Annotated in this window: 21 protein-coding genes; 15 read left to right on the forward strand and 6 right to left on the reverse strand. The window is 65.8% G+C overall.

Features of this window, described 5'->3' with window-relative positions:
- Positions 1-514: 514 nt before the first annotated feature.
- From SKC41_RS11265 to SKC41_RS11275, 3 genes are all read left to right on the forward strand, one after another.
- Entirely contained in the window at positions 515-1,666 is a 1,152-nt protein-coding gene (locus SKC41_RS11265) for a thiolase family protein (protein ID WP_330977702.1), read from the forward strand.
- A gap of 7 nt (positions 1,667-1,673) precedes the next feature.
- Positions 1,674-2,561: an ArgK/MeaB family GTPase gene (locus SKC41_RS11270; RefSeq protein ID WP_330977703.1), complete on the forward strand. Its 888-nt coding sequence runs from the start codon at positions 1,674-1,676 to the stop codon at positions 2,559-2,561.
- 128 nt (positions 2,562-2,689) lie between these two features.
- Positions 2,690-3,589, forward strand: coding sequence for a thiamine pyrophosphate-dependent enzyme (locus SKC41_RS11275; protein ID WP_330977704.1), 900 nt, complete (start codon positions 2,690-2,692; stop codon positions 3,587-3,589).
- Here the strand turns inward: SKC41_RS11275 and SKC41_RS11280 are convergent.
- Entirely contained in the window at positions 3,582-4,235 is a 654-nt protein-coding gene (locus tag SKC41_RS11280) for a response regulator transcription factor (protein ID WP_330977705.1), read from the reverse strand. The genes SKC41_RS11275 and SKC41_RS11280 overlap by 8 nt on opposite strands.
- A 113-nt stretch (positions 4,236-4,348) precedes the next feature.
- Between SKC41_RS11280 and SKC41_RS11285 the strand changes: the two genes are divergently transcribed.
- Positions 4,349-5,566 carry a sensor histidine kinase gene (locus SKC41_RS11285; RefSeq protein WP_330977706.1) on the forward strand — a complete coding sequence of 406 codons (1,218 nt, stop codon included), beginning with the start codon at positions 4,349-4,351 and terminating at the stop codon, positions 5,564-5,566.
- A 4-nt stretch (positions 5,567-5,570) separates the two neighbouring features.
- On the opposite strand, the gene SKC41_RS11290 is transcribed toward SKC41_RS11285, so the two are convergent.
- Both SKC41_RS11290 and SKC41_RS11295 read right to left on the reverse strand, forming a co-directional pair.
- The gene (locus SKC41_RS11290) at positions 5,571-7,184 is read right to left on the reverse strand and encodes an FAD-dependent oxidoreductase (RefSeq protein ID WP_330977707.1); all 1,614 of its coding nucleotides are present in this window, start codon (positions 7,182-7,184) and stop codon (positions 5,571-5,573) included.
- A 14-nt stretch (positions 7,185-7,198) separates the two neighbouring features.
- On the reverse strand, positions 7,199-7,876 hold the full coding sequence (locus SKC41_RS11295) for an IclR family transcriptional regulator (RefSeq protein WP_330977708.1): 678 nt from the start codon (positions 7,874-7,876) through the stop codon (positions 7,199-7,201).
- A 126-nt stretch (positions 7,877-8,002) separates the two neighbouring features.
- Between SKC41_RS11295 and SKC41_RS11300 the strand changes: the two genes are divergently transcribed.
- Genes SKC41_RS11300 through SKC41_RS11335 form a run of 8 tightly spaced genes read left to right on the forward strand, consistent with a single transcriptional unit; the run spans position 8,003 to position 17,162 of the window.
- On the forward strand, positions 8,003-8,866 hold the full coding sequence (locus SKC41_RS11300; protein ID WP_330977709.1) for an alpha/beta fold hydrolase: 864 nt from the start codon (positions 8,003-8,005) through the stop codon (positions 8,864-8,866).
- On the forward strand, positions 8,866-10,590 hold the full coding sequence (locus SKC41_RS11305; RefSeq protein WP_330977710.1) for a bifunctional 3-(3-hydroxy-phenyl)propionate/3-hydroxycinnamic acid hydroxylase: 1,725 nt from the start codon (positions 8,866-8,868) through the stop codon (positions 10,588-10,590). The genes SKC41_RS11300 and SKC41_RS11305 overlap by 1 nt, the downstream gene beginning before the upstream one ends.
- Positions 10,538-11,455 carry a 3-carboxyethylcatechol 2,3-dioxygenase gene (locus SKC41_RS11310; RefSeq protein ID WP_330977711.1) on the forward strand — a complete coding sequence of 306 codons (918 nt, stop codon included), beginning with the start codon at positions 10,538-10,540 and terminating at the stop codon, positions 11,453-11,455. The genes SKC41_RS11305 and SKC41_RS11310 overlap by 53 nt, the downstream gene beginning before the upstream one ends.
- Positions 11,456-11,466: 11 nt before the next feature.
- Positions 11,467-13,176, forward strand: coding sequence for an FAD-binding protein (locus tag SKC41_RS11315; protein WP_330978842.1), 1,710 nt, complete (start codon positions 11,467-11,469; stop codon positions 13,174-13,176).
- Positions 13,177-13,194: 18 nt separating this feature from the next.
- On the forward strand, positions 13,195-14,499 hold the full coding sequence (locus SKC41_RS11320) for an LLM class flavin-dependent oxidoreductase (protein ID WP_330977712.1): 1,305 nt from the start codon (positions 13,195-13,197) through the stop codon (positions 14,497-14,499).
- A gap of 20 nt (positions 14,500-14,519) precedes the next feature.
- Complete coding sequence (locus SKC41_RS11325; RefSeq protein ID WP_330977713.1) at positions 14,520-15,368, forward strand: coniferyl-alcohol dehydrogenase; 849 nt, start codon at positions 14,520-14,522, stop codon at positions 15,366-15,368.
- Positions 15,346-16,344 (forward strand): cyclase family protein, encoded by a 999-nt coding sequence (locus tag SKC41_RS11330; protein ID WP_330977714.1) that lies wholly within the window; start codon positions 15,346-15,348, stop codon positions 16,342-16,344. Before SKC41_RS11325 ends, SKC41_RS11330 begins: the two co-directional genes overlap by 23 nt.
- Complete coding sequence (locus SKC41_RS11335; protein WP_330977715.1) at positions 16,344-17,162, forward strand: alpha/beta fold hydrolase; 819 nt, start codon at positions 16,344-16,346, stop codon at positions 17,160-17,162. Before SKC41_RS11330 ends, SKC41_RS11335 begins: the two co-directional genes overlap by 1 nt.
- Here SKC41_RS11335 and SKC41_RS11340 read toward each other — a convergent pair.
- The 3 genes from SKC41_RS11340 to SKC41_RS11350 all read right to left on the reverse strand — a co-directional run bounded on the left by SKC41_RS11340 (position 17,159) and on the right by SKC41_RS11350 (position 20,615).
- Entirely contained in the window at positions 17,159-18,802 is a 1,644-nt protein-coding gene (locus SKC41_RS11340) for a multicopper oxidase family protein (RefSeq protein WP_330977716.1), read from the reverse strand. The genes SKC41_RS11335 and SKC41_RS11340 overlap by 4 nt on opposite strands.
- Positions 18,803-18,900: 98 nt before the next feature.
- A complete protein-coding gene (locus SKC41_RS11345; protein ID WP_330977717.1) occupies positions 18,901-19,659 on the reverse strand; it encodes an SDR family oxidoreductase in 759 nt (252 codons plus the stop codon).
- Between the two features lie 71 nt (positions 19,660-19,730).
- Positions 19,731-20,615 carry a hypothetical protein gene (locus SKC41_RS11350; protein WP_330977718.1) on the reverse strand — a complete coding sequence of 295 codons (885 nt, stop codon included), beginning with the start codon at positions 20,613-20,615 and terminating at the stop codon, positions 19,731-19,733.
- Positions 20,616-20,781: 166 nt separating this feature from the next.
- Between SKC41_RS11350 and SKC41_RS11355 the strand changes: the two genes are divergently transcribed.
- The 3 genes from SKC41_RS11355 to SKC41_RS11365 all read left to right on the forward strand — a co-directional run bounded on the left by SKC41_RS11355 (position 20,782) and on the right by SKC41_RS11365 (position 22,602).
- Complete coding sequence (locus SKC41_RS11355) at positions 20,782-21,591, forward strand: SDR family NAD(P)-dependent oxidoreductase (protein ID WP_330977719.1); 810 nt, start codon at positions 20,782-20,784, stop codon at positions 21,589-21,591.
- A 140-nt stretch (positions 21,592-21,731) separates the two neighbouring features.
- On the forward strand, positions 21,732-22,397 hold the full coding sequence (locus SKC41_RS11360) for a TetR/AcrR family transcriptional regulator (protein WP_330977720.1): 666 nt from the start codon (positions 21,732-21,734) through the stop codon (positions 22,395-22,397).
- A 10-nt stretch (positions 22,398-22,407) separates the two neighbouring features.
- The gene (locus SKC41_RS11365; RefSeq protein WP_330977721.1) at positions 22,408-22,602 is read left to right on the forward strand and encodes a ferredoxin; all 195 of its coding nucleotides are present in this window, start codon (positions 22,408-22,410) and stop codon (positions 22,600-22,602) included.

The raw sequence follows: 22,602 nt of genomic DNA on the forward strand, positions 1-22,602 counted from the left end.
CCCCCCGGGACTGCTGGCTGAACGGCTAGGCGGACCAACTTTAGATAGCCGCCCCGATTCGGGGAGGGTTTCGGGCAATTTGCGTCGCCGATATGCCCGGTGCCATGCGACGCGCGCTGCCACAACAGAATTAGTGATTATTTAACAGTCGGCGAGCACGACCGCGGCGGTCCCGGTGGCATACTGGCGCGCGCATCGCCCCGGCCGAATCGCTTCACGATTTCCCGTCTGGGGAATAGTCGGATGTCATCATGGGGCCGCGCAGCGTCGGGATTCTCCTGGGGGCACGCGCCGGCCGTCGCTACGGCGCACCGAAGGTTCCTGGAGACGGACCGTAGCGGGGCCGACTATGCCGACCGCGGCGCATGAGTCCGCACGCCGTCTGGCAGTCGCGCGCGTGCAAGTCCGGCGACCGCCTTGCAACTGCCACTCTCAGCCTGAGAGAATATGATTCTCATGAATCTGCGCGCGGCTTTCGAAGCCCCGCACTGTGCTGGCTGAACTGGAGAAACCCGTGCCTGAAGCAGTCATTGTGTCCGCTCTGCGGACCCCTATCGGCACCGCCCGCAAGGGAACGCTGCGCGACACCACCGCGTTCGAGCTCGCACACCACGTCGTCTCGGAGGCGGCCACGGACCTGGATCCGGCGCAGGTCGACGACGTGATCCTGGGTGAGGGGCTTTACGGCGGCGGCGTGGTCGCCCGGCACGCGGCCATCACCGCGGGGCTGTCTCACGTGCCCGGTCTGGCCAACAATCGGCATTGCGCGGCCGGGCAGGCCGCGGTGCAGAGCGCCGCGGCAAGCGTGCGCGCCGGCATGGACGAGCTGATCATCGCCGGCGGTGTGAACGCGGCGTCGACGTCACCGCGGTCCCGGATCCAGGTGGACGGCGAGTGGGTCGACTGGTTTCCGCCGACGCACCCGGACCGGCCCGATGCCCCGAACATGGACATGTCGATCACCGTGGGCTGGAACGCCGCGGTCAAGGCGGGTGTCAGCCGCGAGGAGATGGACGCCTGGGCGCTGCGGTCGCATCGCAACGCGATCGCTGCGATCGACGAAGGCCGCTTCAAGGAGGAGATCGTTGCGATCGAGACGCCGCACGGGCTGTTCTCGGTCGACGAGCACCCGCGCCGCGACACCACGATGGAGAAGCTGGCCGGGCTCAAGCCGCTGCATCCCGAGATCGACGGCTTTTCGATCACCGCCGGCAACGCGTGCGGTGCCAACGACGGCGCGGCGGCGTTGGTCATCGCAAGTGACCGCCTGGGTGCCCAGCTGGGTTTGCCGGCATTGGCTACCGTGCGGTCCTGGGCTTCGGTCGGCGTCGACCCCGCGATCACTGGTTTGGCGCCGGTCGATGCCATCCCGAAAGCCCTTGCCCGCGGCGGTCTTTCGATCTCTGATGTAGATCTGTTCGAAATCAATGAGGCCTTTGCTGCGATGTGCGTAGCGACCATCAAGATGCTCGAGCTCGATCCGGACAAGGTGAACGTCAGCGGCAGCGGTTGTGGCCTCGGACATCCGGTCGCGGCCACCGGGGCCCGGATGCTGGTCACGCTGGTGCACGAACTGCGTCGGCGCGGCGGCGGAATCGGTGTCGCCGCCATGTGTGCCGGCGGCGGCATGGGCTCCGCGACGGTCATCGAGGTTGCGGCTCCATAATGTCTTCATGACGATCGCTGACTTAATTGCCGCAGCGCGCAACGGATCTCAGCGCGCGGCGGGTCGGCTGCTCAGTCTCGTCGAGGGCGACCAGCGCGACGAGGTGCTGGCCAGCATCGGCCCGGCAAGCGCTCTCACGGTGCGTGTCGTCGGGATTACCGGCCCGCCGGGTGTGGGTAAGTCGACGACGGTTGCGGCCCTCGTCGGCGCCTACCGCGAGCGAGGCTGCCGGGTGGCCGTACTGGCCGTCGACCCGTCGTCACCGTTCAGTGGCGGGGCGCTACTGGGTGACCGCATTCGAATGGCCGCGCATATCAATGACTCTGACGTGCTGATCCGCTCGGTGGCAAGCCGCGGACACCTCGGGGGTTTGGCGGCCGCGGTACCGGCGGCCATCCGCCTGCTGGGTGCGATCGGCTACCACTTGGTGCTGCTGGAAACCGTGGGAGTGGGGCAGTCGGAGATCGAGATCGCCGCCGTCGCCGACCCCACCATCGTCATCCTCAACCCCGGGGCGGGAGACGCCGTCCAGGCCGCCAAGGCAGGTGTGCTTGAAGTCGCCGACATCGTCGCGGTCAACAAGGCCGACCGCGAAGGTGCCGAACAGACCGTGCGGGACCTGCGCGCTGAGACCAAGGCGCCGATCGTCAGCCTGATCGCCGCACGAGGGGAGGGTGTCGCCGACCTCGTCGCCGTCATCGACGATCATCACCGCACCGACAGCCGTGAGCGTCGGGTGGCGCGAGCCCGCGCCCAAATCCTGTCCCTGGCCCAAAGCCAGTTGCGGACCCGGGCGGACCTCGACGGGCTGGCTCAGTCGGTGGTCGACGGCCAGGACGACCCGTATTCGGCCGCCGCGCGACTGCTGTTACGCGCAGGTCAGGACCAGGACTGATGTTCGCATGTCCCCCAATCGGGGGAACGGGGGTTCATCCGGATTCCGGCCCGATCAGCGGAGGTTTACCGAGCTAGAGCGGCCTAACTTAACTCTTGTATCCACGACGAGTTAAGGAGACCCGCAAGATGACTCGCACACCCGAACTGTCACCGGCCCGGTTGCGTGACCAGGTGGAGCTGTACCGCCAAATGTGGGTCCTGCGCCTGCTCGACATGGCGGTGGAGGAGTTGCGCATCGACGGTCGCCTCAACCAGCCGGTCCAGGCCGCCTTCGGCCAGGAGGCGGTTGCCATCGGAACCGCCGCGGCACTTCGCCCGGGCGACGTCATGACCACCGGCATCATTCATCTGCAGCACGCTCAGCAGGTCGCGTGCGCGCTGCCGCTGGGTCCGGCCATCGCCGCGTTGACCGGACCGGGCTTCGGTCCGGACGGTGACGAGGACGCCGCGTTCGTCGCGTCGGTTCGTGGGTTGTCGGCAACTCAAAGCGCTTTGCAGCAGTCGCCGCTGCTGGCCGTGGGACATGCTTACGGCAAGCAATTGCTCGACGACGGCCGGGTCACGGTGTGCGCCATGGAAACTCGTGACGTGAAGTCCGTGGACTTCGCCGAGGCCGCCCACATCGCGGTGTCCTGGCAGCTTCCGGTGGTGTTCGTCGTCGAGAACGCAAGTCAGGACAACTACGCCGCCGAGTGCCACGGCATCCCGGTGCTCTCTGTCGACGGCAACGACGTTGACGCGGTGCGTGACTCGGTCGCCGAGGCCGTGCGACGCGCGGGTGAGGGCGGCGGTCCCGTTCTGGTTCAGGCGATGACCCAGCGTACGAACGGTGTCTCCTCGGTCGACCCACTGGTCTTCGAAAGGCAGCGCCTGATCGGCGCCGGCATCAGCGCCGGCCACCTCTACGAGCTGGAGCGCCGGGCTCGCCACCTGGTCGCCGAGGCCGAGGCCCACGCGAAGGCGATGTTGGCCGAAGAGCAGCCCCAGCCGATTCGGGAGCCCGAAGTTTGGCCGGCCGCTAGTTGAGCAGACCTTGCCGCATCGCCTCGGCGACGGCGGCCGCCCGGTCGCTGACCCCGAGCTTCTCGTATAGCCGCTGCACATGGGTCTTGACGGTGGACGGCGCCACGAACAGTTCGCCGGCGATCGCGGGGATGCTTTGACCGCGCGCAATCCGATTGAGCACCTCGCGCTCGCGAGCGGACAGCACAGGAGCCGACGGCTCGGCTCGCTGCCGAATCTGCGCGGCAAGTCCTCCGGCAAGAGAGGGGGCCACCACGTCGTTTCCGTTCGCGCAATCGAGCACGGCTTTGACGATCTCGGAGCGCGTCGAGTCCTTCAGCAGAAAGCCCGCCGCGCCCTGCTGCAGCGCTTGATACACGATGGCCGCCTCGTCATGGGCGGACAACAGCAGCACGCGGGTGGGCAAGTCGTTGCTTCGCACCGCCGCGGCCACTTGGGCGCCGTCCATGCCGGGCATCCGGAAGTCGAGCAACGCGACGTCGGGCCGATGCTCCTTGATCAGTTCCAGCGCTCGCGTGCCGTCATCCGCCTCGCCGACGACGTTCACCTCACCGCTGAGCGCGAGTGCGCGCACCACCCCTTCCCGGAAGAGCGGGTGATCATCGCCGACAACGACGCTGACCTTCTCGGGCGTTGCTGCGCCGGCCATGGCGGTCAGTGTAGCGGTTTGCCGCACCAGCGCAGATTGCCGCCGCGGACAACCTGATGCGGGTTTTGCCGCTTAGCCCCGGAGGGGCGCGCACCGATGAGTACTGTGTTCGCGTGGCGGATACCAGCGACGCAGAGTTGCACCGGGTACGCAGGATTCACCAGCTGCGCTCGTATCGGATTGCGTCGGTGATTCGGATCGGCGTGGTGGGGCTGATGGTCGCCGCCATGATCATCGGCACTCCGCGGCATGAGTGGCCACAACAAACCGTATTGATCGTTGCGTACGCAGTGATCGCACTGGGTGCCTTGGCACGGGCGTTTTCTCCCTTTCAATGGCTCGGGAGGGGGCGCTTGGTCGGGATCGGCCGACTCGAGCCATTCGCGTTCACCATCGTTGACGTCGTAACACTGACGGTCTTTCAGGTTTTGTCCACAGACCGCATCGATCCATTGCTGATCATGATGCTGCTACCCATCTTCATAGGCCTCGATGTCTCGTCGCGCCGGGCGGCGGTGGTACTGGCCTGCTCGATGGCGGGATTTCTCGTTGCGGTGCTGGAAGATCCGTTCATGCAAGACGAATTCGGACTTGCCGAGTGCTTGTTCCGGTTCGCGCTTTACGGCTGCCTTTGCGGCACGGCCTACCTGGCTGTGCGCATGGAGGAGCGGCATACCCGTGCGATCGCAGGGCTGAGCGCGTTGCGGGAGGAACTACTGGCTCAGACGATGACCGCGTCCGACGTGCTACAGCGCCGCATTTCGGAATCCATTCACGACGGAGCGCTGCAAGATGTGCTGGCCGTGCGGCAGGAGGTTGTCGAACTCAGGGCCGCCTATCCCGGCGATGAACGTGTCGAGCGCGCGCTCTCCGGTCTTCAGGTCGCCTCGCAGAGCTTGCGGCAGGCCACTTTTGAGTTGCATCCGGCGGTTCTGGAGCAGGCCGGGCTGGGTGCCGCGGTGCAGGAGTTGGCCGCCTACACCCAGCGACGGTCGGGCATCGAGGTCAGTACCGATATCGATTACCCGGTCCGCGACGAGATCGACCGGATCGTCTTCGGGGCCGTGCGCGAACTGCTGTCCAATGTCGTGCACCACTCGAAGGCTCGGCGCGCATCGGTCACGCTCGGGGTCACCGACGGCAAATGTGTGTTGGACGTGACCGACGATGGGGTGGGCTTCGACGCAGAGACCATGGCGCGCCGCCTCGGCGAGGGCCACATCGGATTGGAGTCGCACCGGACCCGGGTGGACGCGGCCGGTGGCATCTTTGCGATCCTCGACGCCCCGGTGGGCACCCACATCTGCGTGGAAGTGCCGCTGAAGGGCTGAACTCCTACTTCAGGTCGACGGACTTTCCGGTGGCGGCGGCGTAACCCGCGCGGTAGCCGAAAACCATTGCCGGACCGATGGTTCCACCGGCGCCGCCGTAGGCACGGCCGGTCGCACCGGCCATCGCGTTGCCCGCGGCGAACAGGCCCGGGATCGGTTCCCCGTTGACGTGCAGCACGCGGCCGTCGTGGTCGGTACGCGGCCCGCCCTTGGTGCCCATCGCGCCGATCGAGACCGGGACGGCGTAATAGGGCGCGGTGTCGATCGGTCCGAGTGTCTTCCCGGCAGCCGTGGTGGCACTGTCGTCACCCCAATAGCCGTCGTACGCACTGGAACCGCGGCCGAAGTCCGGATCCGCCCCCTCGGCGACATGGCGGTTCCACTCATCGATCGTGCGGATCAGACCCTCGGCGTCGATACCGGTCTTGGCGCCCAGTTCGGTCAGGTCCGCGGACTCGCAGAACCAGTCCGGCACCGGCTCACCGGGAGCGACACCCAGAAATCCGTAGCGCTGCAGGTGAACTGAGTCGAACACGATCCAGCCGCGATCATTGGTGTACCCGCCGCGGGGATCCAGGTACTGGAACGCACCGGCCATCGAGTTGTAATCGCATGCCTCGTTGACGAATCGGTGCCCGGCCTGGTTGACGATGATGCTTCTCGGCCGCGTCCGCTCCAGTCGCACGCTGCGGCTGCGCTGCTTGCCTTCGATGGTGTCGCCGGGGATCTGCACGATCGGGACCCACCATGCCTCGCCCATGTTGGCCAGATCGGCGCCATGCGCCATCGCCATCCGCAGCCCGTCGCCGGTGTTGTTCGGCGGCGAGACCGGGCCGTGCATCGGGCCGCGCAGGAATGCCTGCACCAAGCCGGGGTCCCACTCGAAGCCGCCGACACCGAGGACGACTCCGCGGCGCGCGCGCACGTTGATCCGCTTCCCGGCCAGGGCAATTCGCACGCCGGTTATTTCTCCGCCCTCGGCGATGAGTTCCTCGGCGCGAGCGTTGGTGTGCGGCGTCACGCCGGCATCGAGTAATCCCTTGAGTAACCCCGCGATCAGCGCGGTGCCGGCGACGCACAGATCGCTGCCTTCCTCGATCTGCACGTGCAGGCGTGCTCGCGTTTCGGCGTCGATACCGACGTTGGACCAGTCGGCGGGAAACGAGGTGATCCGGTTACCCCACTCGCCGATCTGGTTCAGGTCGAAGGGCCCCGCACTCAGAGACCGGCCGCCGGCCGGCTGCCCGCCGGGCAGCTCCGGCCGGTAATCGGGGAAACCGGCGGCGATGTCGAATCGCAGGGCGCTGTGCTCCTCCACGAATTCCAGCATCGTCGGACCGGTACGCACGAACGTTTCGACCAGGGCATCATCCATCTGTCCGAGGGACTGCGCACGCAGGTACCGCAACGCGTCGGCTTCCGTCAATTCGCCGTCGGGAGAACGGTTATGTGCGGGGATCCAGATGATGCCGCCAGACACCGCGGTGGTCCCGCCAACGGTCGGGGCCTTCTCGAACACCTCGACGGAGGCGCCGGCGGTCACTGCCGACAGCGCGGCGGTGAGCCCGGCCCCGCCCGTGCCGAGCACGACGACATCGGCTTCGGAATCCCAAGACATCAACTGCAATCCCTTCAGCTCAGCAGCTCGGACAACTGCTTGGCGGCTTTGACGACCGCTTCCCTGCCACGCATCACGACGTCCTCCCGATGGGAGATGAGGTTGATGCACGTCGGTGGGGACGGCGCCGGACGGTGGACGGCCACGGCCAGGCCGTACGTATTCGGTTCGATCTCGCCATAGGTCGTCACCCAGCCGCGCTCGCGTGCCCGCGACACCAATTCGCGTTCGCCCGGGCGCGGGGGCAGGCTTGCCAGCAAGGCGATTCCGGCCGCGCCGCGGTCCAGCGGATACCGGCTGCCCTCGTGGAAGGACAGTTGGTAGGCGACGTGGCTCGGCACGATCACCGCGACCGCCACCTGTTGATCGCCCTCGGCGACGAGTAAGGACACGGTGGTGCCCAGCTCGTCGGCCAGGGCCCGCAGCGTCGGCAGACTCAGCTGGCGCACATTGCGGTCGAACGCGGCACCGAGCACCGCGAGGCCGGCGGCCGGCCGGTATCGACCGTCTTCGCCCTTGGCCACCAAGCGAAATTGGGACAGTGTCGACAGCAGGCGATAGGCGATGGTCCGGTGCACCCCGACCTGGTCAGCGAGCTGCTGGACGGTCAGTCCGGTCGGCGAATCCGCCACCATTTGTAGCGCGGTGATTCCCCTCGCCAGCGTTTGTGAGCCGGCACCCGAACCCGTCACAGCCTTGACATACCTCCATGCGAGAGCGAAGCTCTAATATATAACGCACGCCAGTGTGCGATATTCGCACACGAGGTAAGTCTAAAACGAGAACCAGATTTCCACCAGTAGTAGCGGAGAGGAACCGTGGCCGAGTTCGAGAGCATCTGGAGCGATCTCCAGGGCGTCGCATTTGAGCAGGGCTATCTCGACGCCGGGGGCGTGCAGACCCGTTACTTGCGTGCCGGTGATCCCGGCAAGCCGGTACTGATGCTGCTGCACGGATCCGGCGGCCACGCCGAGGCTTACGTGCGCAACCTTGCCGCCCACGCCGAGCATTTCTGGACCTGGTCGATCGACATGCTCGGCCACGGGTACACGGACAAGCCGGGTCACCCGCTGGAGGTCAGCCATTACGTCGAGCACCTGATGGCCGTGCTGCGCACCATCGGGGCGGACCGCGCCCACATCAGCGGCGAATCGCTCGGCGGCTGGGTGGCCGCCCGTGCCGCGGTCGATCATCCGGATGTGGTTGAGCGACTGGTCCTTAACACCGCCGGCGGTTCCCAGGCCGATCCGGTTGTGATGCAACGGATCATCACGCTGTCGATGGCGGCCGCCGAGAACCCGACCTGGGAGACGGTGCAAGCGCGCATCAAATGGCTGATGGCCGACAAGTCCAAGGATTACGACGATCTGGTTGCCAGCCGCCAACGCGTGTATCGCCAACCGGGATTCGTCTCCGCGATGAGCGACATCATGGCGTTGCAGGACCCAGAGATTCGCGCGCGCAACATTCTCGGCCCGGCCGAATACGGATCGATCATCGCGCCGACGCTGGTGCTATGGACCAGTGACGACCCCACCGCCGACGTGACCGAGGGGCGCCGCATGGCGTCGATGATCCCGGGCGCGCGGTTCGAGGTGATGCCCGGCTGTGGTCATTGGCCGCAGTACGAGGACGCCAAGACCTTCAACCAGTTGCATCTCGATTTCCTGCTGGGACGCTGATGGCAACCGACGGGCAGCAGACACCTGGCCACAATGTCGACGTAGTCGTCGTCGGTGCGGGCCCGGTCGGGTTGACCTTGGCCAATATCCTTGGCCTGCAAGGTGTCCGAACCCTGTTGGTCGACGAGCGCGACACGCTGATCGACTACCCCCGCGGCGTCGGCCTGGACGACGAGTCGTTGCGCACCTTTCAGTCGATCGGCCTGGTCGATCGGGTGCTGCCGCACACGGTGCCGAACCAGATCCTGCGTTTTTTCGACGGCAATCGCAGGGTGCTCGCCGAAATGGCGCCGCCGGACGCGCGTTTCGGTTGGCCGAAGCGCAACGGGTTCGTCCAGCCGCTCGTCGACGCCGAATTGCTAGCCGGGCTGGACAGATTCGACTGCGTCGAGGTGCGCTGGAGCCGGCCGATGACGGGCTGCCGGGAAGCCGGCGACGGCGTGACGGTTGAGCTCGGCGGCGAGGGCGAGGATGCCACGGTGCGGGCCCGCTTCGTCGTGGGCTGCGACGGCGGCCGCAGCATGACCCGCCGGATGATGGGGGTGTCGTTCGACGGGACGACGTCGTCGACACGCTGGCTGGTGGTCGACATCGCCAACGATCCGTTGGGTCACCCGAACAGTGAGGTGGGTGCCGATCCCGAACGCCCGTACGCCTCGATTTCGATCGCGCACGGAATTCGCCGCTTCGAGTTTATGATTCACGCCGACGAGACCGACGAGCAGGCCGAGGATCCGGCGTTTCTGGAGCAGATGCTGGCTCGGATGGTGCCGCGGCCCGACCGGGTCGACGTGATCCGTCGCCGCGTGTACACCCACCACTCGCGCATCGCCGGGGCGTTCCGCAGCGGCCGGCTGCTGCTGGCCGGCGACGCCGCGCACCTGATGCCGGTGTGGCAGGGACAGGGCTACAACAGCGGCATCCGGGATGCAGCCAACCTGGGCTGGAAGCTGGCCGCGGTGGTCAACGGCCGCGCCGACGACAAATTGCTCGACACCTATGACATGGAGCGCCGCAAGCACGCGCGGGCCATGATCGACCTTTCCACGATGGTGGGCCGGGTCATCTCGCCTACCAACCGTCGCGTCGCCACCGCGCGCGACCTGCTGGTGCGTTCGGCGTCAATTGTGCCGACGCTCAAGCGGTATGTGCTCGAGATGCGGTTCAAGCCGATGCCACGGTACGAGCACGGGGCCGTCGTACACTCGGTGAATCCCAAAGCCCCGCACGGCGCGCAATCGCCGGTCGGCACGCTGTTCATTCAGCCGCGGGTCGATACCCGGACTCAGCAGGACGTCTTGCTGGACGACGTACTGGGTCCGTGGTTCGCGGTGTTGTGCTGGAACAACAACCCGCGCAAGATTCTCGGGGACGAGGCGTTCGCGAAGTGGAAAGCGTTGGGCGCCCGCTTCGTTGCGCTGCGGCCGCAAACTCAGCTGCACTGGCCCGGGCACGACGACCCGGATGTCGTCGTCGTGGGCGACCGGACCGGGGGGCTCAAGTCCTGGTTCGACGTGCACTCCGAATCGGTGGTGTTCTTGCGTCCCGATCGCTGCATCGCGGGTGCTTGCATCGCCCAGCTCTCTCCCGATCTCAGCGCGTCGCTGCTCGATGCCCTCACACTCATCCCGGGAGGGGGTGATGTCGACAGTGGCAATGGCTCTGTGCTGTATGTCCCACAGCCCGCTCCTGAATCTTCCGGGGCCGTCGCGGGACCTGCTTGACGACGTCGAAGGCGCCATCGCGCAGGCTTCCGAATTCGTGCGCGACTACGATCCCGAACTCGTCGTCATCTTTTCGCCGGATCACTACAACGGATTCTTCTACAAGGCGATGCCGCCATTCTGTATCGGCTTGAACGCCAACGGAGTCGGTGACTACGGCACACACGCCGGTCCGCTCGACGTCCCGACCGATCTGGCCTCGCAGTGCGCGGAGGCCGTGCTTGAGGCAGGCATCGACGTGGCGGTATCGGCCAGCATGGACGTGGATCACGGGACCGTCCAGCCGCTCGAGAAACTCTTGGGCGACGCCCTGTCGCGTCCCGTGATACCCATCTTCGTCAATGCGGTCGCGGTGCCGCTGGGACCGTTGCATCGGTGCCGCGCGCTGGGCGCGGCCGTCGGCAACTATCTCGCCACGTTGGACAAGCGGGTCTTGGTGATCGGGTCCGGCGGGCTTTCTCATAGTCCGCCGGTACCGACGCTGGCGACGGCACCGGAACCGGTGCTGGAGCGCATCGTGCAGGGCCGGCCGATGACGCCCGAGCAGCGGCAAGCCAGGCAGGTCGCCGTCATCGAGGCGGCCAAGGCCTTCGCCGGCGGCGAGAGTGATCTGCAACCGCTGAATCCGGCATGGGACCAACGCTTCCTGGAGATCATCGACGCGGGCCGGCTCGAAGAGTTCAGCCTCTGGTCGAACGCCTTCGTGCTCTACGAGGGCGGCACGTCCGCACACGAAGTCCGCACCTGGATAGCGGCTTTCGGCGCGCTGGAGACCGCGGGCCCGTATGCGACGGCGTTGCGCTACTACAAACCGGCCGAAGAACTGATCGCCGGTTTCGCGATCAGAACGGCGACACCGGCATGACGAGTCCGGATATGAACGGCTTCGACCACGTTGTCGATGTGCTGATCGTCGGCTCCGGTGGTGGCGGTATGGCCGCCGCGCTGACCGCGCGCGCATCCGGCCTCGACGCATTGGTGATCGAAAAGGCATCGTATTTCGGCGGTTCCACCGCATTGTCGGGTGGCGGGATCTGGGTTCCCGGTGCACCCGCGCAACGCCGGGAGGGCTACTGTCCGGATCCCGAAGGCGTGGTCGAATACCTGCTCAGGATCACCGAGGGATTGGTCAGCGAGGCGCGTATCCGGCAGTACGTCGAGTCGGCGCCGAAAATGCTGGAGTTCCTCGAAGGGCTTTCCGGGTGGTTCGAATTCGTCTGGAAGCCCGACTATGCCGACTACTACCCGGAACTGCCGGGCGCCTCGGAGCTGGGCAGCACCATCAACGTGCCGGCGATCGACCTGCGGAAACTGGGCGCCGACGAGCAACTGATGCTCAAGCCGCTGGCACTTGCTCCCCGGGGAATCTGGCTGGGTCCCAAAGACCTTCGGACCTTCTACCGGATCAGGCAGACGTGGGCCGGCAAGGGCGTGCTGTTGAAGCTCCTCTGGCGGATGTTCAAGGCGAGAGCCTTCAACGAGCGGATGGCCGCGATCGGCCAGTCGCTGGTCGCGCGGTTGCGGTTGGCGATGCGGGACAGCGGTATTCCGCTGTGGCTGGACGCACCGATGACCGAGTTGCTCACCAACGTCCACGGATCGGTGACCGGCGCGGTGATCGAGCGTGACGGTGTCAAGCAGCGGATCGGTGCGCGTCGCGGCGTCATCCTGGCGTCCGGGGGTTTCGATCACGACCTTGCCTGGCGCAAGGAGCAGCTGCCGGTCTTGGAGAGCATCGGGTCCCAGGACTGGAGCTTCGGTAACCCCGTCGCGATGGGCGACGGTATTCGCGCGGGCGAAAAGGTGGGCGCCGCAACCGACCTGCTCGACGAGGCGTGGTGGTTCCCGGCCATCCAATGGCCGGACGGCCGAATGCAATTCATGCTCAACGAGCGGATGATGCCGTCGCAGTTCATTGTCAACGGCGAAGGTAAGCGCTTCATCAACGAGGCGGCCCCGTACATGGACTTCGGTCACGCGATGATCGATGGGCAGAAGTCCGGTGTCACCCACATCCCGTGCTGGCTGATCACCGATCACCGATCGTGGAATCGCTACGTCGTCGGTGGTCACCTGCCGCTACCGAAAATTCCCGGCGCTCCGGTGCCCACCGGTCGCAAGATTCCGAAGGCCTGGCTGGATTCGGGTGTGGTCAAGTCGGCGACCACCTGGGAAGAAATGGCGACCAAAATCGGTGTCCCGGCAGCCCAATTACGTTCCACTGCAGCTCGTTTCAACGATCTTGCGCGCAACGGCCACGATGACGATTTCAACCGAGGAGACAGCGTCTACGACAACTACTACGGCGATCCGACCCTGCCTAACCCCAATCTGTATCCGTTGGGTGATCCGCCCTACTATGCGTTCCGCATCGTGCTCGGCGATCTCGGAACTTCGGGCGGCCTGCTGACCGACGAATACGCCCGAGTGCTGCGACCCGACGGCGCCATCGTGCCCGGGCTCTACGCGGTGGGTAACACCTCCGCGGCGGTGATGGGCCGCAGCTATGCGGGAGCCGGGGCGACCATCGGTCCCGCCATGACGTTCGGCTTTGTCGCCGCGAAACACCTTGCCAGCCAGGCCTAGTCTCTTGAGGAGGTAACAATGAAAATTTCACTGTTCTACGAGTTCGCTCTGCCCCGTCCGTGGGCGCCCGATGACGAACATGTCCTGTTACAGGACTGCCTGGACGAGGTGGAGGCCGCCGACAAGGCGGGGTTCTCCACCGTCTGGCTGACCGAGCACCACTTCCTCGAGGAGTACTGTCACTCCACCGCGCCGGAGATCTTCCTGGCCGCGGCCAGCCAGCGAACCAAGAACATCCGGCTCGGGTTCGGCATCATGCACCTGCTGCCCGCGGTCAATCACCCCGCGCGGGTGGCCGAACGCGTCGCCACCATCGACCTGCTCTCCAACGGGCGTGTCGAGTTCGGCACGGGGGAAGGTTCCTCGGTCGGTGAACTCGGCGGATTCGATGTCGACCCCGCCGACAAGCGCGCGCAGTGGGAGGAGTCCCTCGAGGTCGCGATCCGATGCATGATCGAAGAGCCGTTCACGGGTTTCAAGGGTGAGCAAATCCAGATGCCGCCTCGCAACGTGATCCCCAAACCGCTGCAAAAGCCGCACCCGCCTGTCTGGGTCGCCTGCACCCGGCCGGCTAGTGTGCAGATGGCTGCCCAAAAGTGCATTGGGGCACTGAGTTTCGCCTACACGGGGCCGGGGCCGCTGACCGACCGGGTCAAGGGCTACTACAAGGAATTCGAGGAGAACGGCGTGCCCATCACGCCGCAGATCAACCCGAACATCCTGGCCATCGGCGGCGACTTGTCGATGATGGTCGCCAAGACCGAGGAAGAGGCGCTGCAACGACTGGGGCAGGGCGGTGGATTCTTCTCGTTCGGAATCATGCACTACTACCTGACCGGAATGCACAGCCCGGGCCGCACCGGAGTGTGGAAGCGCTACCTCGAAGAGGTCGAAAAGGACCCGACGCTGGCCTACGGACCCGGCCGCGGCGCGATCGGATCCCCGGACACCGTGCGCGAATTCCTGCGTGGCTACGAGGAGAGCGGCGTCGACGAGATCATCCTGCTGCTCAACCCGCGCAGCCACGAAGGCACCATGGAATCCATTGAGCTGATGGGCAAAGAGGTACTGCCCGAGTTCATCGAACGTGACGAGAAGGCGGTGGCGGCCAAGGCCAAGCGGTTGGCACCGGTTATCGAGAAGGTCGAGGCGAGGCGGCCGAAGTCGACCGCCCCGTTGTTCGACGAAACCTACGCGTTCGGCGGCCTGCCCACCGGGCGCGACAAGTTCACCGCCAGCGAGATCCCTGAGGCCATGGCCGAGATCAACGAGGGCCGGGTGCAGGCGGCACAGCGCGCGAAGGAAGAGCAGAAAAACAAGTAGCGCCGGAAGATAATCGAGCCGTGGGCGAGATCGACGGGTTGTGGCGTTACCTCGGCTATCAAGGCCGCCGTGCGGTGGTGACCGGATGTGCGTCGGGCATCGGCGAACAGGTGGTGCGCCAGCTCACCGAACTCGGGGCCGAGATCGTCGGGTTGGACAAGCGGCGACCGTCGGTCGAGCTCAACGAGTTTCATGAGGTCGACCTCGCCGACCCGGAATCGATCGATGGCGCGGTCGCGTCCATCGGCGGGCGGGTCGACACGCTGTTCAACGTCGCCGGTGTCTCCTCCGGGATCGGCGACCCGTCACTGGTTGCCACGATCAACTTCCTGGGCACCCGCCAGGTCACCGAGGCCCTGGTCCCGAGAATGGCCGCGGGGTCGTCGATCGTCTGCGTGTCCTCGCTCGCGGCCGCCGCCTATCGGGAACACGCGGCGGCGGTGGCGCCATTACTGAATACCGCGACGATGCAAGAGGGCATCGAGTGGTGCGCCGCGAATCCCGATGAGGTGGGCAACGGTTACCAACTGTCCAAGGAAGCCATCATCTTCTACACGATGCGTAGCGCTACGCCGTTGGGCGCCAAAGGCATCCGTATCAATTGCTCCGGCCCCGGGGTCACCGAGACTCCGATACTCGATCAGCTGCGGACGGCATACGGGCAGGGTTTCCTCGACGACATTCCCAAGCCGCTGGGGCGCGTTTCCGACCCCGCCGAGCAGGCAGCGGTGCTGCTCTTCTTGAATAGTGAGGCGGCCAGCTACATCACGGGACAGATCATCTGGGTCGACGGTGGAAACGTGGGTGCGGCGATCGCTCGTGAACTCGAGGAAGGAGCCCCTCCAGATGAGCCGAGCCGACTTGACTGATTTCCGGCGGGTGGCAAGGGATGTCTCCAACTGGGGACGTTGGGGAGACGCCGACGAACTCGGCACGCTGAACTTCATCACCGCGGACAAGGTCGCGCAGGCCGCCGGTCTGGTCAAGCATGGCAAGGTGTTTGCGCTCGGCGTCGACTTCGGCGCCTCCGGTCCGCAGGGCGCCTTCGAGTTTCGGCACAACCCGGTGCACATCATGACCGTCGACGGCGGCGATGTGAATACGCTGGCCAAGTACGGGGCGAGCTGGCCGCGTAACCCGTTGGCACTGCAGCTCAGTAGCTACATGACGGCCGATAACCCGTTCCGCTTCAACGACGACATGATCATCATGCCGCTGCAGGCGGCAAGCCAATGGGATGCGCTGTCCCACGTCTACTACGACGATTACCTCTACAACGGCTTCCCGGCAGACTCGGTGACCAGTATGGGCGCCTACCACTGCGGCATCGACAAGGTTGACGTCAAGGGCATCACGTCGCGCGGTGTGCTACTGGACTTGGTCCGCCATCGGGGTGCGGAGGTGTTCCTCGAAGCCGGAAACCCGATCTCGCCGGAAGAACTCGACGACGTGGTCCGCGCCCAGGGCGTGACCATCGGGCGGGGCGACATCGTGCTGATCCGGACCGGCTGGTGGACAAGGTTTCTGATGACCGGGAACAAGACCGAAGGCTATTCCGGACTGGACTGGCGATGTGCCCAGTGGCTGCACGATCACGAGATCGCGGCCGTGGCCGCCGATAACCTTCAGGTCGAAGACCTGGTGTCTGGAATCGACGGCGTCACCTTCCCCCTGCATCTGCTCTGCCTGCGCGACATGGGCATGATCTTCGGCGAATACTGGGATCTCACCGCGCTGGCCGAAGACTGCGCCGCCGACGGCGTCTACGAGTTCCAGCTCGTCGCTCCGCCGCTGCGGGTGGTCGGTGCGGTCGGCTCTCCCGTCAACCCGATTGCGATCAAGTGATGGACTTTGCGCGTAAGACCATGCTGGTCGACGGCCTTAGCACCGGGTACCTGGAGGCCGGCGAAGGCGATCCGGTGGTGCTGCTGCACGGTGGCGAGTTCGGCGCCAGCGCCGAACTCGGCTGGGAACGCAACGTTTCCGCGCTGGCCGCGCACTACCGGGTGCTGGCCCCGGACATGCTGGGGTATGGAAACTCGGCGAAGGTGATCGACTTCGTGGACGGCCGGGGGATGCGGATACGGCATGTGGCCCGCTTCTGCGAGCTCCTCGGCATCGACTCGGCGCATTTCGTCGGCAACTCGATGGGCGCGATCAACCTGCTCAACGACACCACGTCCGAGGCGCCGCGGCTGCCGGTCCGTAGCCTGACGATCATCTGCGGCGGCGGAGAAATCCAGCAGAACAAGCACTTTGAGGCGCTGCAGGAGTACGACGCGAGCCTGGAGGCGATGCGCCGCATCGTCGAAGCCCTGTTCCACGATCCCGGCTATCCGGCCGACGAGGAATACGTGGGCCGCCGCTACGAATCGAGCACCGCGCCGGGGGCGTGGGAAGCTGTGGCCGCGGCCCGATTCCGCCGTCCCGGTTCGTCGCGGCCCCCGACCCCGTCGACCACGCGAGCCTACGAGCGCATCGGCGTGCCGACGCTGGTGGTCGAAGGGGGAGAGGACAAGCTCTTGCCGCGGGGCTGGGCCGCCGAGATCGCCGAGCAGATCGACGGCGCCCGCTCGACGGTGGTCGACGGCGCCGGCCATTGCCCGCAGATCGAGCAACCGGCAACGGTCAACGACTCGCTGCTGGAATTCCTGGCTTCCTAGAAGACGTATTCCAGCCGGGTCATCATCCCGGCGACCTGGTGATAGGTGTTGTGGCAGTGCATCTGCCACACGCCGGGATTGTCGGCCACCAGAACGGCCAGGATCTTCTGCTTGGGCAGCACCATCACGGTGTCCTTGCGGGCACCCAGCGACCCGTCGGGGTTGATCAGCTGGAATGTGTGCCCGTGCAGGTGGATTGGGTGATACATCATCGTCGGGTTGTCGAACGTGATGGTGGGCCGCTGGCCCTGCTGAACGTGCAGCGGATTGGTCTTGCTGTAGGGCTCGCCGTTGATCGTCCAGTCGTACTGGACCATGTTGCCGCCCAGAACGACGGGAAGGTTGAGTCCGGGTTCGGGCCAGCCCAACATGACCGGCGTTGCCGCGGTGAACATCTCGATGGTTCCCACGCGTCGGTTGAGTTCGGCCGGTTGGAACTGTGGATCGGGCGGGCTGCCCTTGCCGGTGGACAGCAGCGCCCGCGCCAGCGCTCCCTTGCCCTCGGCCATTGCGACCAGTGGGAAGACTCCGTCGGCGGCGGTCACGATCACGTCGTACCGTTCGGCCATCCCGATCAGCAGGGCGTCGACCTGTCTGGGCACGACGGCGTAGCCATCGGTGTGGGTGACCGTCATGGGGTGGCCGGCCAGCGCGACGCGGAAGGTCGTGTCGGAGCCGGTGTTGATGAAGCGGATCCGGATCCGCTGGCCCGGCTTGGCATTGAAGGTGGTGGGAGCCGCGGGAATTCGCCCGTTGATCAGATAGTAGGGATAGGCGATGTCTCCGGCGTCGCCGCCAAGCAGGTCGCTGTTTCCGACCCTGGCATTCGGCATTGCCGCCGCCGACGTGGATGGGCTCGTCGGGGTGGTCGACGACGTCGGGCTGGTCGAAGTGGTCTCGCTGGTCGAGGTGCTAGGGGTCGTCGACGTGGTCGAGGTCGTCGGGCTGGTCGAGGGTGCGGCCGGTACGTTGGACATGCTGGGCTTGTTCGGGTTCGTGAGTTCCTCGTAGAGCTGTTGCGGGCTCTTTCCCACGCCGTCGGTCCAGTCGTCAAGGATGACAACCCATTCGACGTCGTAGTTGCCCTCGGTGGGGTCATCGATGATGACCGGCAGGTACAGTCCGGTGTCTTCGTCGAGGCCGGTGTGCGGATGTGCCCAGTAGGTGCCCGAGTTCGGTACGGAGAACTGGTAGGTGAATTCCTGGCCGGCTTCGATGTTCGGGGTGGCCGGCTCCGCTCCATCCATGTTGTTGCGCAACGCGATACCGTGCCAATGCACCGATGTCATGTGGTCGAGTTTGTTCGAGACCTTGACCACGAGCTCGTCGCCGACCCTGGCCCGGATCAGCGGGCCGGGGATCGTGTCGCCGAAGGCCAGCGTCCGCATTACCGGTCCGCCCAAATCGATCTGGGTCAGCTGCGGTGTCAAGCCGACGTTCACCGTGCGCCCGCTGTGCGGCCGCGCCGCCTCGGCGGCAGCGATCGCGGCCGCCATCTTGTCGGCACTGCTGAGGCCCTGGGACTCGGAATGACCGCAGGCCGCCAGCGTCAATCCACCCGCGATACTGGCCGCCATGAAGCCGCGCCGGGTCAGCCGCGCCCCGTCGGAGGTAACCCCACTCGTGGGTAGCAGCGGCATGTATCGCTCCTTGTCGTCGGTCGGCACGGGCCCGGCGAGTTATACCGTGCTAGGGAGTTAGCCAGAACGCAACCATTGCCGAAGAAATTCGGCCGCTATCAGCCGGCTTGCTGCCGGGAAGCCGCCCAGTCGCTGAACGCGGTGGGGTAGATGGTGACTTGCTCTCCGTCGATGGGGACGATGCCGCGGTCGTCGAGCAGGGCACCGTAGTAGCGCGCCTGTAGGTCGGTCACCACCTCGCGCGCGTCGCCGGTTGCGGCAAACCAGGTCCGGATGAAGTCGTCCATGCCTCGCTTGTCGGGGCCGGCGATGTTGATCAGCCCGGCCGGATCGTCGATCGCCGCGCGGGTGACGGCCGTGGCGACGTCCGCGGAGGCGATGGGCTGGAACGCTCCATGCGGCGCGCGAATCGTGTCGCCGTCGGCCAGCGAATCCGCAATGCCCCCAACAAATTCGAAGAACTGAGTGGCCCGCACGATCGTGTTGGGGAATCCCGAGTCCTCGATCACCTTCTCCTGCGCGACCTTGGCCCGCATGTAGCCACTGTCGGGCAGCCGGTCGGCACCCACGATCGAGAGCGCGACGTGGTGCTGCACTCCGGCGGCCCGCTCGGCCTCGAGGAGGTTGCGGGTGGAGGTGGTGAAGAACTCCAGCACGTCGTCGTCGGCCCAGGAGGGGGAATTGGAGACATCAACGACCGTGTGGACCCCGGCGACGGCCTCGGCGACACCTTCGCCGGTGATGGCATTGACACCCGAGCGCGGCGAGGCCGGGACAGCTTCGTGGCCTAGTCCGGTGAGCATCGCGACAACCTGCGATCCGATCAGCCCGCTGCCACCGACGACCAGAACCTTCATGAGTACGTCCTTCCAGTTTTCCGATGAACTGCCGCACTCAGCATGGCTCGTGCGCTGCCCACCCGGAACCCCTACCGGCCGCTGGCCATGCGCCGGCCGGGTCTGTCGTCGGTGCTCGCGACCGAATAGCAGGCCGCGGTGGAGATGATCGTCGGCACGATCAGCGCGAGCACGAAGACGAATATGACGAACGCGTGGTTGGGGGTCGTCAGCCAGCCGGTCGGAAGGCGTGCCAGGCTGACGGCGAGCCATGAACCGGCGACCGCGAGGAAAAGCGTTCCCACCGTGGCGACCTTGATCGACCGCAACGCTAACTGGGTTGGCTCGGCGGTGTTGGCCAGCGAGCGGTTGAGTGCCTTGGTGCGGAGATAGACCACTGCGAAATCCAGCAGGATGACCAGCGCGCAGAACGTCACGATCGTCCCGGTCAGCCAGAGCGCGGGCGGGTGGCCCAGCACGAAATGCAGGTAGTCGATGCTGGTCTCGCTCATGATCAACGTCGTCGCCATCGCGGCGCCGAAGGTCAGCCACCCGCCGAGGTCGGCGAGGAAACAGTAGGCGCGGATGTCCGCCGGATCGTCGGCGGGCACCTTGTTCACCGCGTGACTGGCCAGCATCCAGCCCAACCCGGCGAACAGTCCGGTGGTGCCCGCCGCGAGCATGCCGGTCGCCAGATTGCCCTGCGTCCACGCGATCGCGCAGATGGCCTGCCGGTCACCGTTGTCCGGCGGGTGAGTACCGCTGATCAGGCTGAACAGAAAGCTGTCGAGCATCAGGATCAGCACCGCCGACGCGAACAGCGCCAAGGTGTGCACGCCTTCGCGGCTGCTGCGGTCGAACAGCAAAGCGATTGCGGTGATGAGGAATCCGCCGAGCACACCGGCGAGCTGCGACGTCGATGCGGACGACGCGATCATGCTCCATTGATCGGAGGTGCAGAAGGTATCGGGATTCATCGACGCCGCAGTCCGAATGTCATCCGCTCGCTCATGCGCCAAACATTAGCCAGCGCCGGCGCGACGAAGTCAAAGTTTGCTGTTTGCCGTCAAGGATCGGCGTCTAGGATCGCACCCTTAAATCAAGTGCTTGACTTAAAGCGCCGCGCGCCGATTAACTCTCCGTGTGGTCAACGAATTGGATGGCAAGGTCGCCATCGTTACCGGCGGGGCGTCGGGCATCGGTCGCGGCATCGCGGAACGGTTTCTGGCCGAGGGTGCCCGGGTCGTCATCGCGGACGTCGAGGCCGAGGTGGGCGAGCAACTGGCCGCCACCCTGGGCGCCGACGCGCTGTTCAGCCGGACCGACGTCTCGGATCCCGAGCAGGTGCAGGCGCTGGTCGCGACCACCGTCGAGAAATTTGGCGGGCTGCACGTCATGGTGAACAACGCGGCGGTGTCCAGCCCCTTGCGGCGATTGCTCGACGACGACCTGTCGGACTTCCACCGGATCATGGGGGTGAACGTCCTCGGCGTGATGGCCGGTACCCGAGATGCCGCCCGGCACATGTCCGAGAGTGGCGGCGGGTCGATCATCAACCTCACGTCGATCGGCGGAATCCAGGCCGGTGGCGGGGTGATGATCTATCGAGCGTCGAAAGCGGCAGTCATTCAATTCACCAAGTCTGCGGCAATTGAACTGGCGCGCTACGAGATTCGCGTCAACGCGATCGCGCCGGGCAGCATTCCCACACCGATCCTGGGGAAGTCGGCGGCCGGGATGGACCCGGAGCAACTGGCCCAGTTCGAGGCGAAGATCCGCCAGGGGATGCGAGACGACCGGCCGCTCAAGCGCGAGGGAACGACCGACGACGTTGCCCAGGCCGCGTTGTATTTCGCGGGTGACCGTTCGCTCTATGTCACCGGAACAGTGCTTCCGGTGGACGGGGGCACCTCGGCCGGCAAGGTGATCCCGTCCAAGAGGCGCGAGGGATGAGGTCTCGGCCCGAGCGCGACAGTGCGGTCACGTTCGGCGCCCAGCGTGACCGCGGCCTCACGCTGAGGGACTCGGTGAAGGCGCGAACCAATTTAAATCAAGCGCTTGACTTAAACCATTCGGCGCGGTTGACTGGGCCAATGACCGCGGCAGGTAGGGCCGTTCGCACCGATCGGGCCAGCTCCACCCAGGAGGCGATCCTGGTGGCGGCCGAGCGGCTCTATGCCGAGCACGGCATGTTCGCGGTGTCGAACCGACAGGTCAGCGAGGCCGCGGGGCAGGGCAACAATGCCGCGGTGGGCTACCACTTCGGTACCAAGGCCGACCTGGTGCGTGCCATCGAGGAGAAGCACCGCGGACCCGTCGAGGAACTGCGCGAGCAGATGGTGGCCGACCTGCTGGCGTCGGGCAACTCGGGCGAGTTGCGCGCCTGGGTGGCGTGCCTGGTATGCCCACTCACCGACCACCTCGAGGACCTCGGCAACCCGACCTGGTACGCGCGATTCGCGGCGCAAGCCATGACCGATCCGGCCTACTACAACATCGTGGTCAAGGGCGCGCTCAGCTCGGCGTCGCTCGTCGAGGTGGTCGACGGTTTCAACCGCTGCTTGCCCAACCTGCCGGCCGATGTGCATTTCGAACGCAACATCATGGCCCGAAACCTGTTGATGCACACCTGCGCCGATCGTGAACGCGCGCTCGCCGCAGGCAATGCGATGGCTCAGTCCTCCTGGCGCGCAGCCGCATTCGGCCTCATCGACGCGATCGTGGGCCTGTGGTTGGCGCCGGTCACTCCGTACGAATGAAGAGCAAGCTATGAAAGTTACTGTCGACCAGAATATCTGCGCATCCTCGGGCAACTGCGTGATGAATGCACCCGAGGTGTTCGACCAGCGCGAAGAAGACGGTGTGGTCATCCTGCTCAACGAGCACCCGTCCGCCGAGCAGACCGAAGGGGCCCGCCAGGCAGCCTCGGCGTGCCCAGCCCAGGCAATCTACATCGAGGAATGA

It is taken from the genome of Mycobacterium sp. 050128 (assembly GCF_036409155.1).
GTDB lineage: Bacteria > Actinomycetota > Actinomycetes > Mycobacteriales > Mycobacteriaceae > Mycobacterium.

Excerpts from the sequence above, each read along its gene's own strand:
- SKC41_RS11290 (WP_330977707.1), bottom strand. The coding sequence starts at position 7,184 with ATGTCTTGGGATTCCGAAGCCGATGTCGTCGTGCTCGGCACGGGCGGG.
- SKC41_RS11310 (WP_330977711.1), top strand. The coding sequence starts at position 10,538 with ATGTCCCACAGCCCGCTCCTGAATCTTCCGGGGCCGTCGCGGGACCTG.
- SKC41_RS11360 (WP_330977720.1), top strand. The coding sequence starts at position 21,732 with ATGACCGCGGCAGGTAGGGCCGTTCGCACCGATCGGGCCAGCTCCACC.
- SKC41_RS11270 (WP_330977703.1), top strand. The coding sequence starts at position 1,674 with ATGACGATCGCTGACTTAATTGCCGCAGCGCGCAACGGATCTCAGCGC.
- SKC41_RS11315 (WP_330978842.1), top strand. The coding sequence starts at position 11,467 with ATGAACGGCTTCGACCACGTTGTCGATGTGCTGATCGTCGGCTCCGGT.
- SKC41_RS11330 (WP_330977714.1), top strand. The coding sequence starts at position 15,346 with ATGAGCCGAGCCGACTTGACTGATTTCCGGCGGGTGGCAAGGGATGTC.
- SKC41_RS11335 (WP_330977715.1), top strand. The coding sequence starts at position 16,344 with ATGGACTTTGCGCGTAAGACCATGCTGGTCGACGGCCTTAGCACCGGG.
- SKC41_RS11340 (WP_330977716.1), bottom strand. The coding sequence starts at position 18,802 with ATGCCGCTGCTACCCACGAGTGGGGTTACCTCCGACGGGGCGCGGCTG.
- SKC41_RS11305 (WP_330977710.1), top strand. The coding sequence starts at position 8,866 with ATGGCAACCGACGGGCAGCAGACACCTGGCCACAATGTCGACGTAGTC.
- SKC41_RS11320 (WP_330977712.1), top strand. The coding sequence starts at position 13,195 with ATGAAAATTTCACTGTTCTACGAGTTCGCTCTGCCCCGTCCGTGGGCG.
- SKC41_RS11345 (WP_330977717.1), bottom strand. The coding sequence starts at position 19,659 with ATGAAGGTTCTGGTCGTCGGTGGCAGCGGGCTGATCGGATCGCAGGTT.
- SKC41_RS11365 (WP_330977721.1), top strand. The coding sequence starts at position 22,408 with ATGAAAGTTACTGTCGACCAGAATATCTGCGCATCCTCGGGCAACTGC.
- SKC41_RS11275 (WP_330977704.1), top strand. The coding sequence starts at position 2,690 with ATGACTCGCACACCCGAACTGTCACCGGCCCGGTTGCGTGACCAGGTG.
- SKC41_RS11280 (WP_330977705.1), bottom strand. The coding sequence starts at position 4,235 with ATGGCCGGCGCAGCAACGCCCGAGAAGGTCAGCGTCGTTGTCGGCGAT.
- SKC41_RS11350 (WP_330977718.1), bottom strand. The coding sequence starts at position 20,615 with ATGAATCCCGATACCTTCTGCACCTCCGATCAATGGAGCATGATCGCG.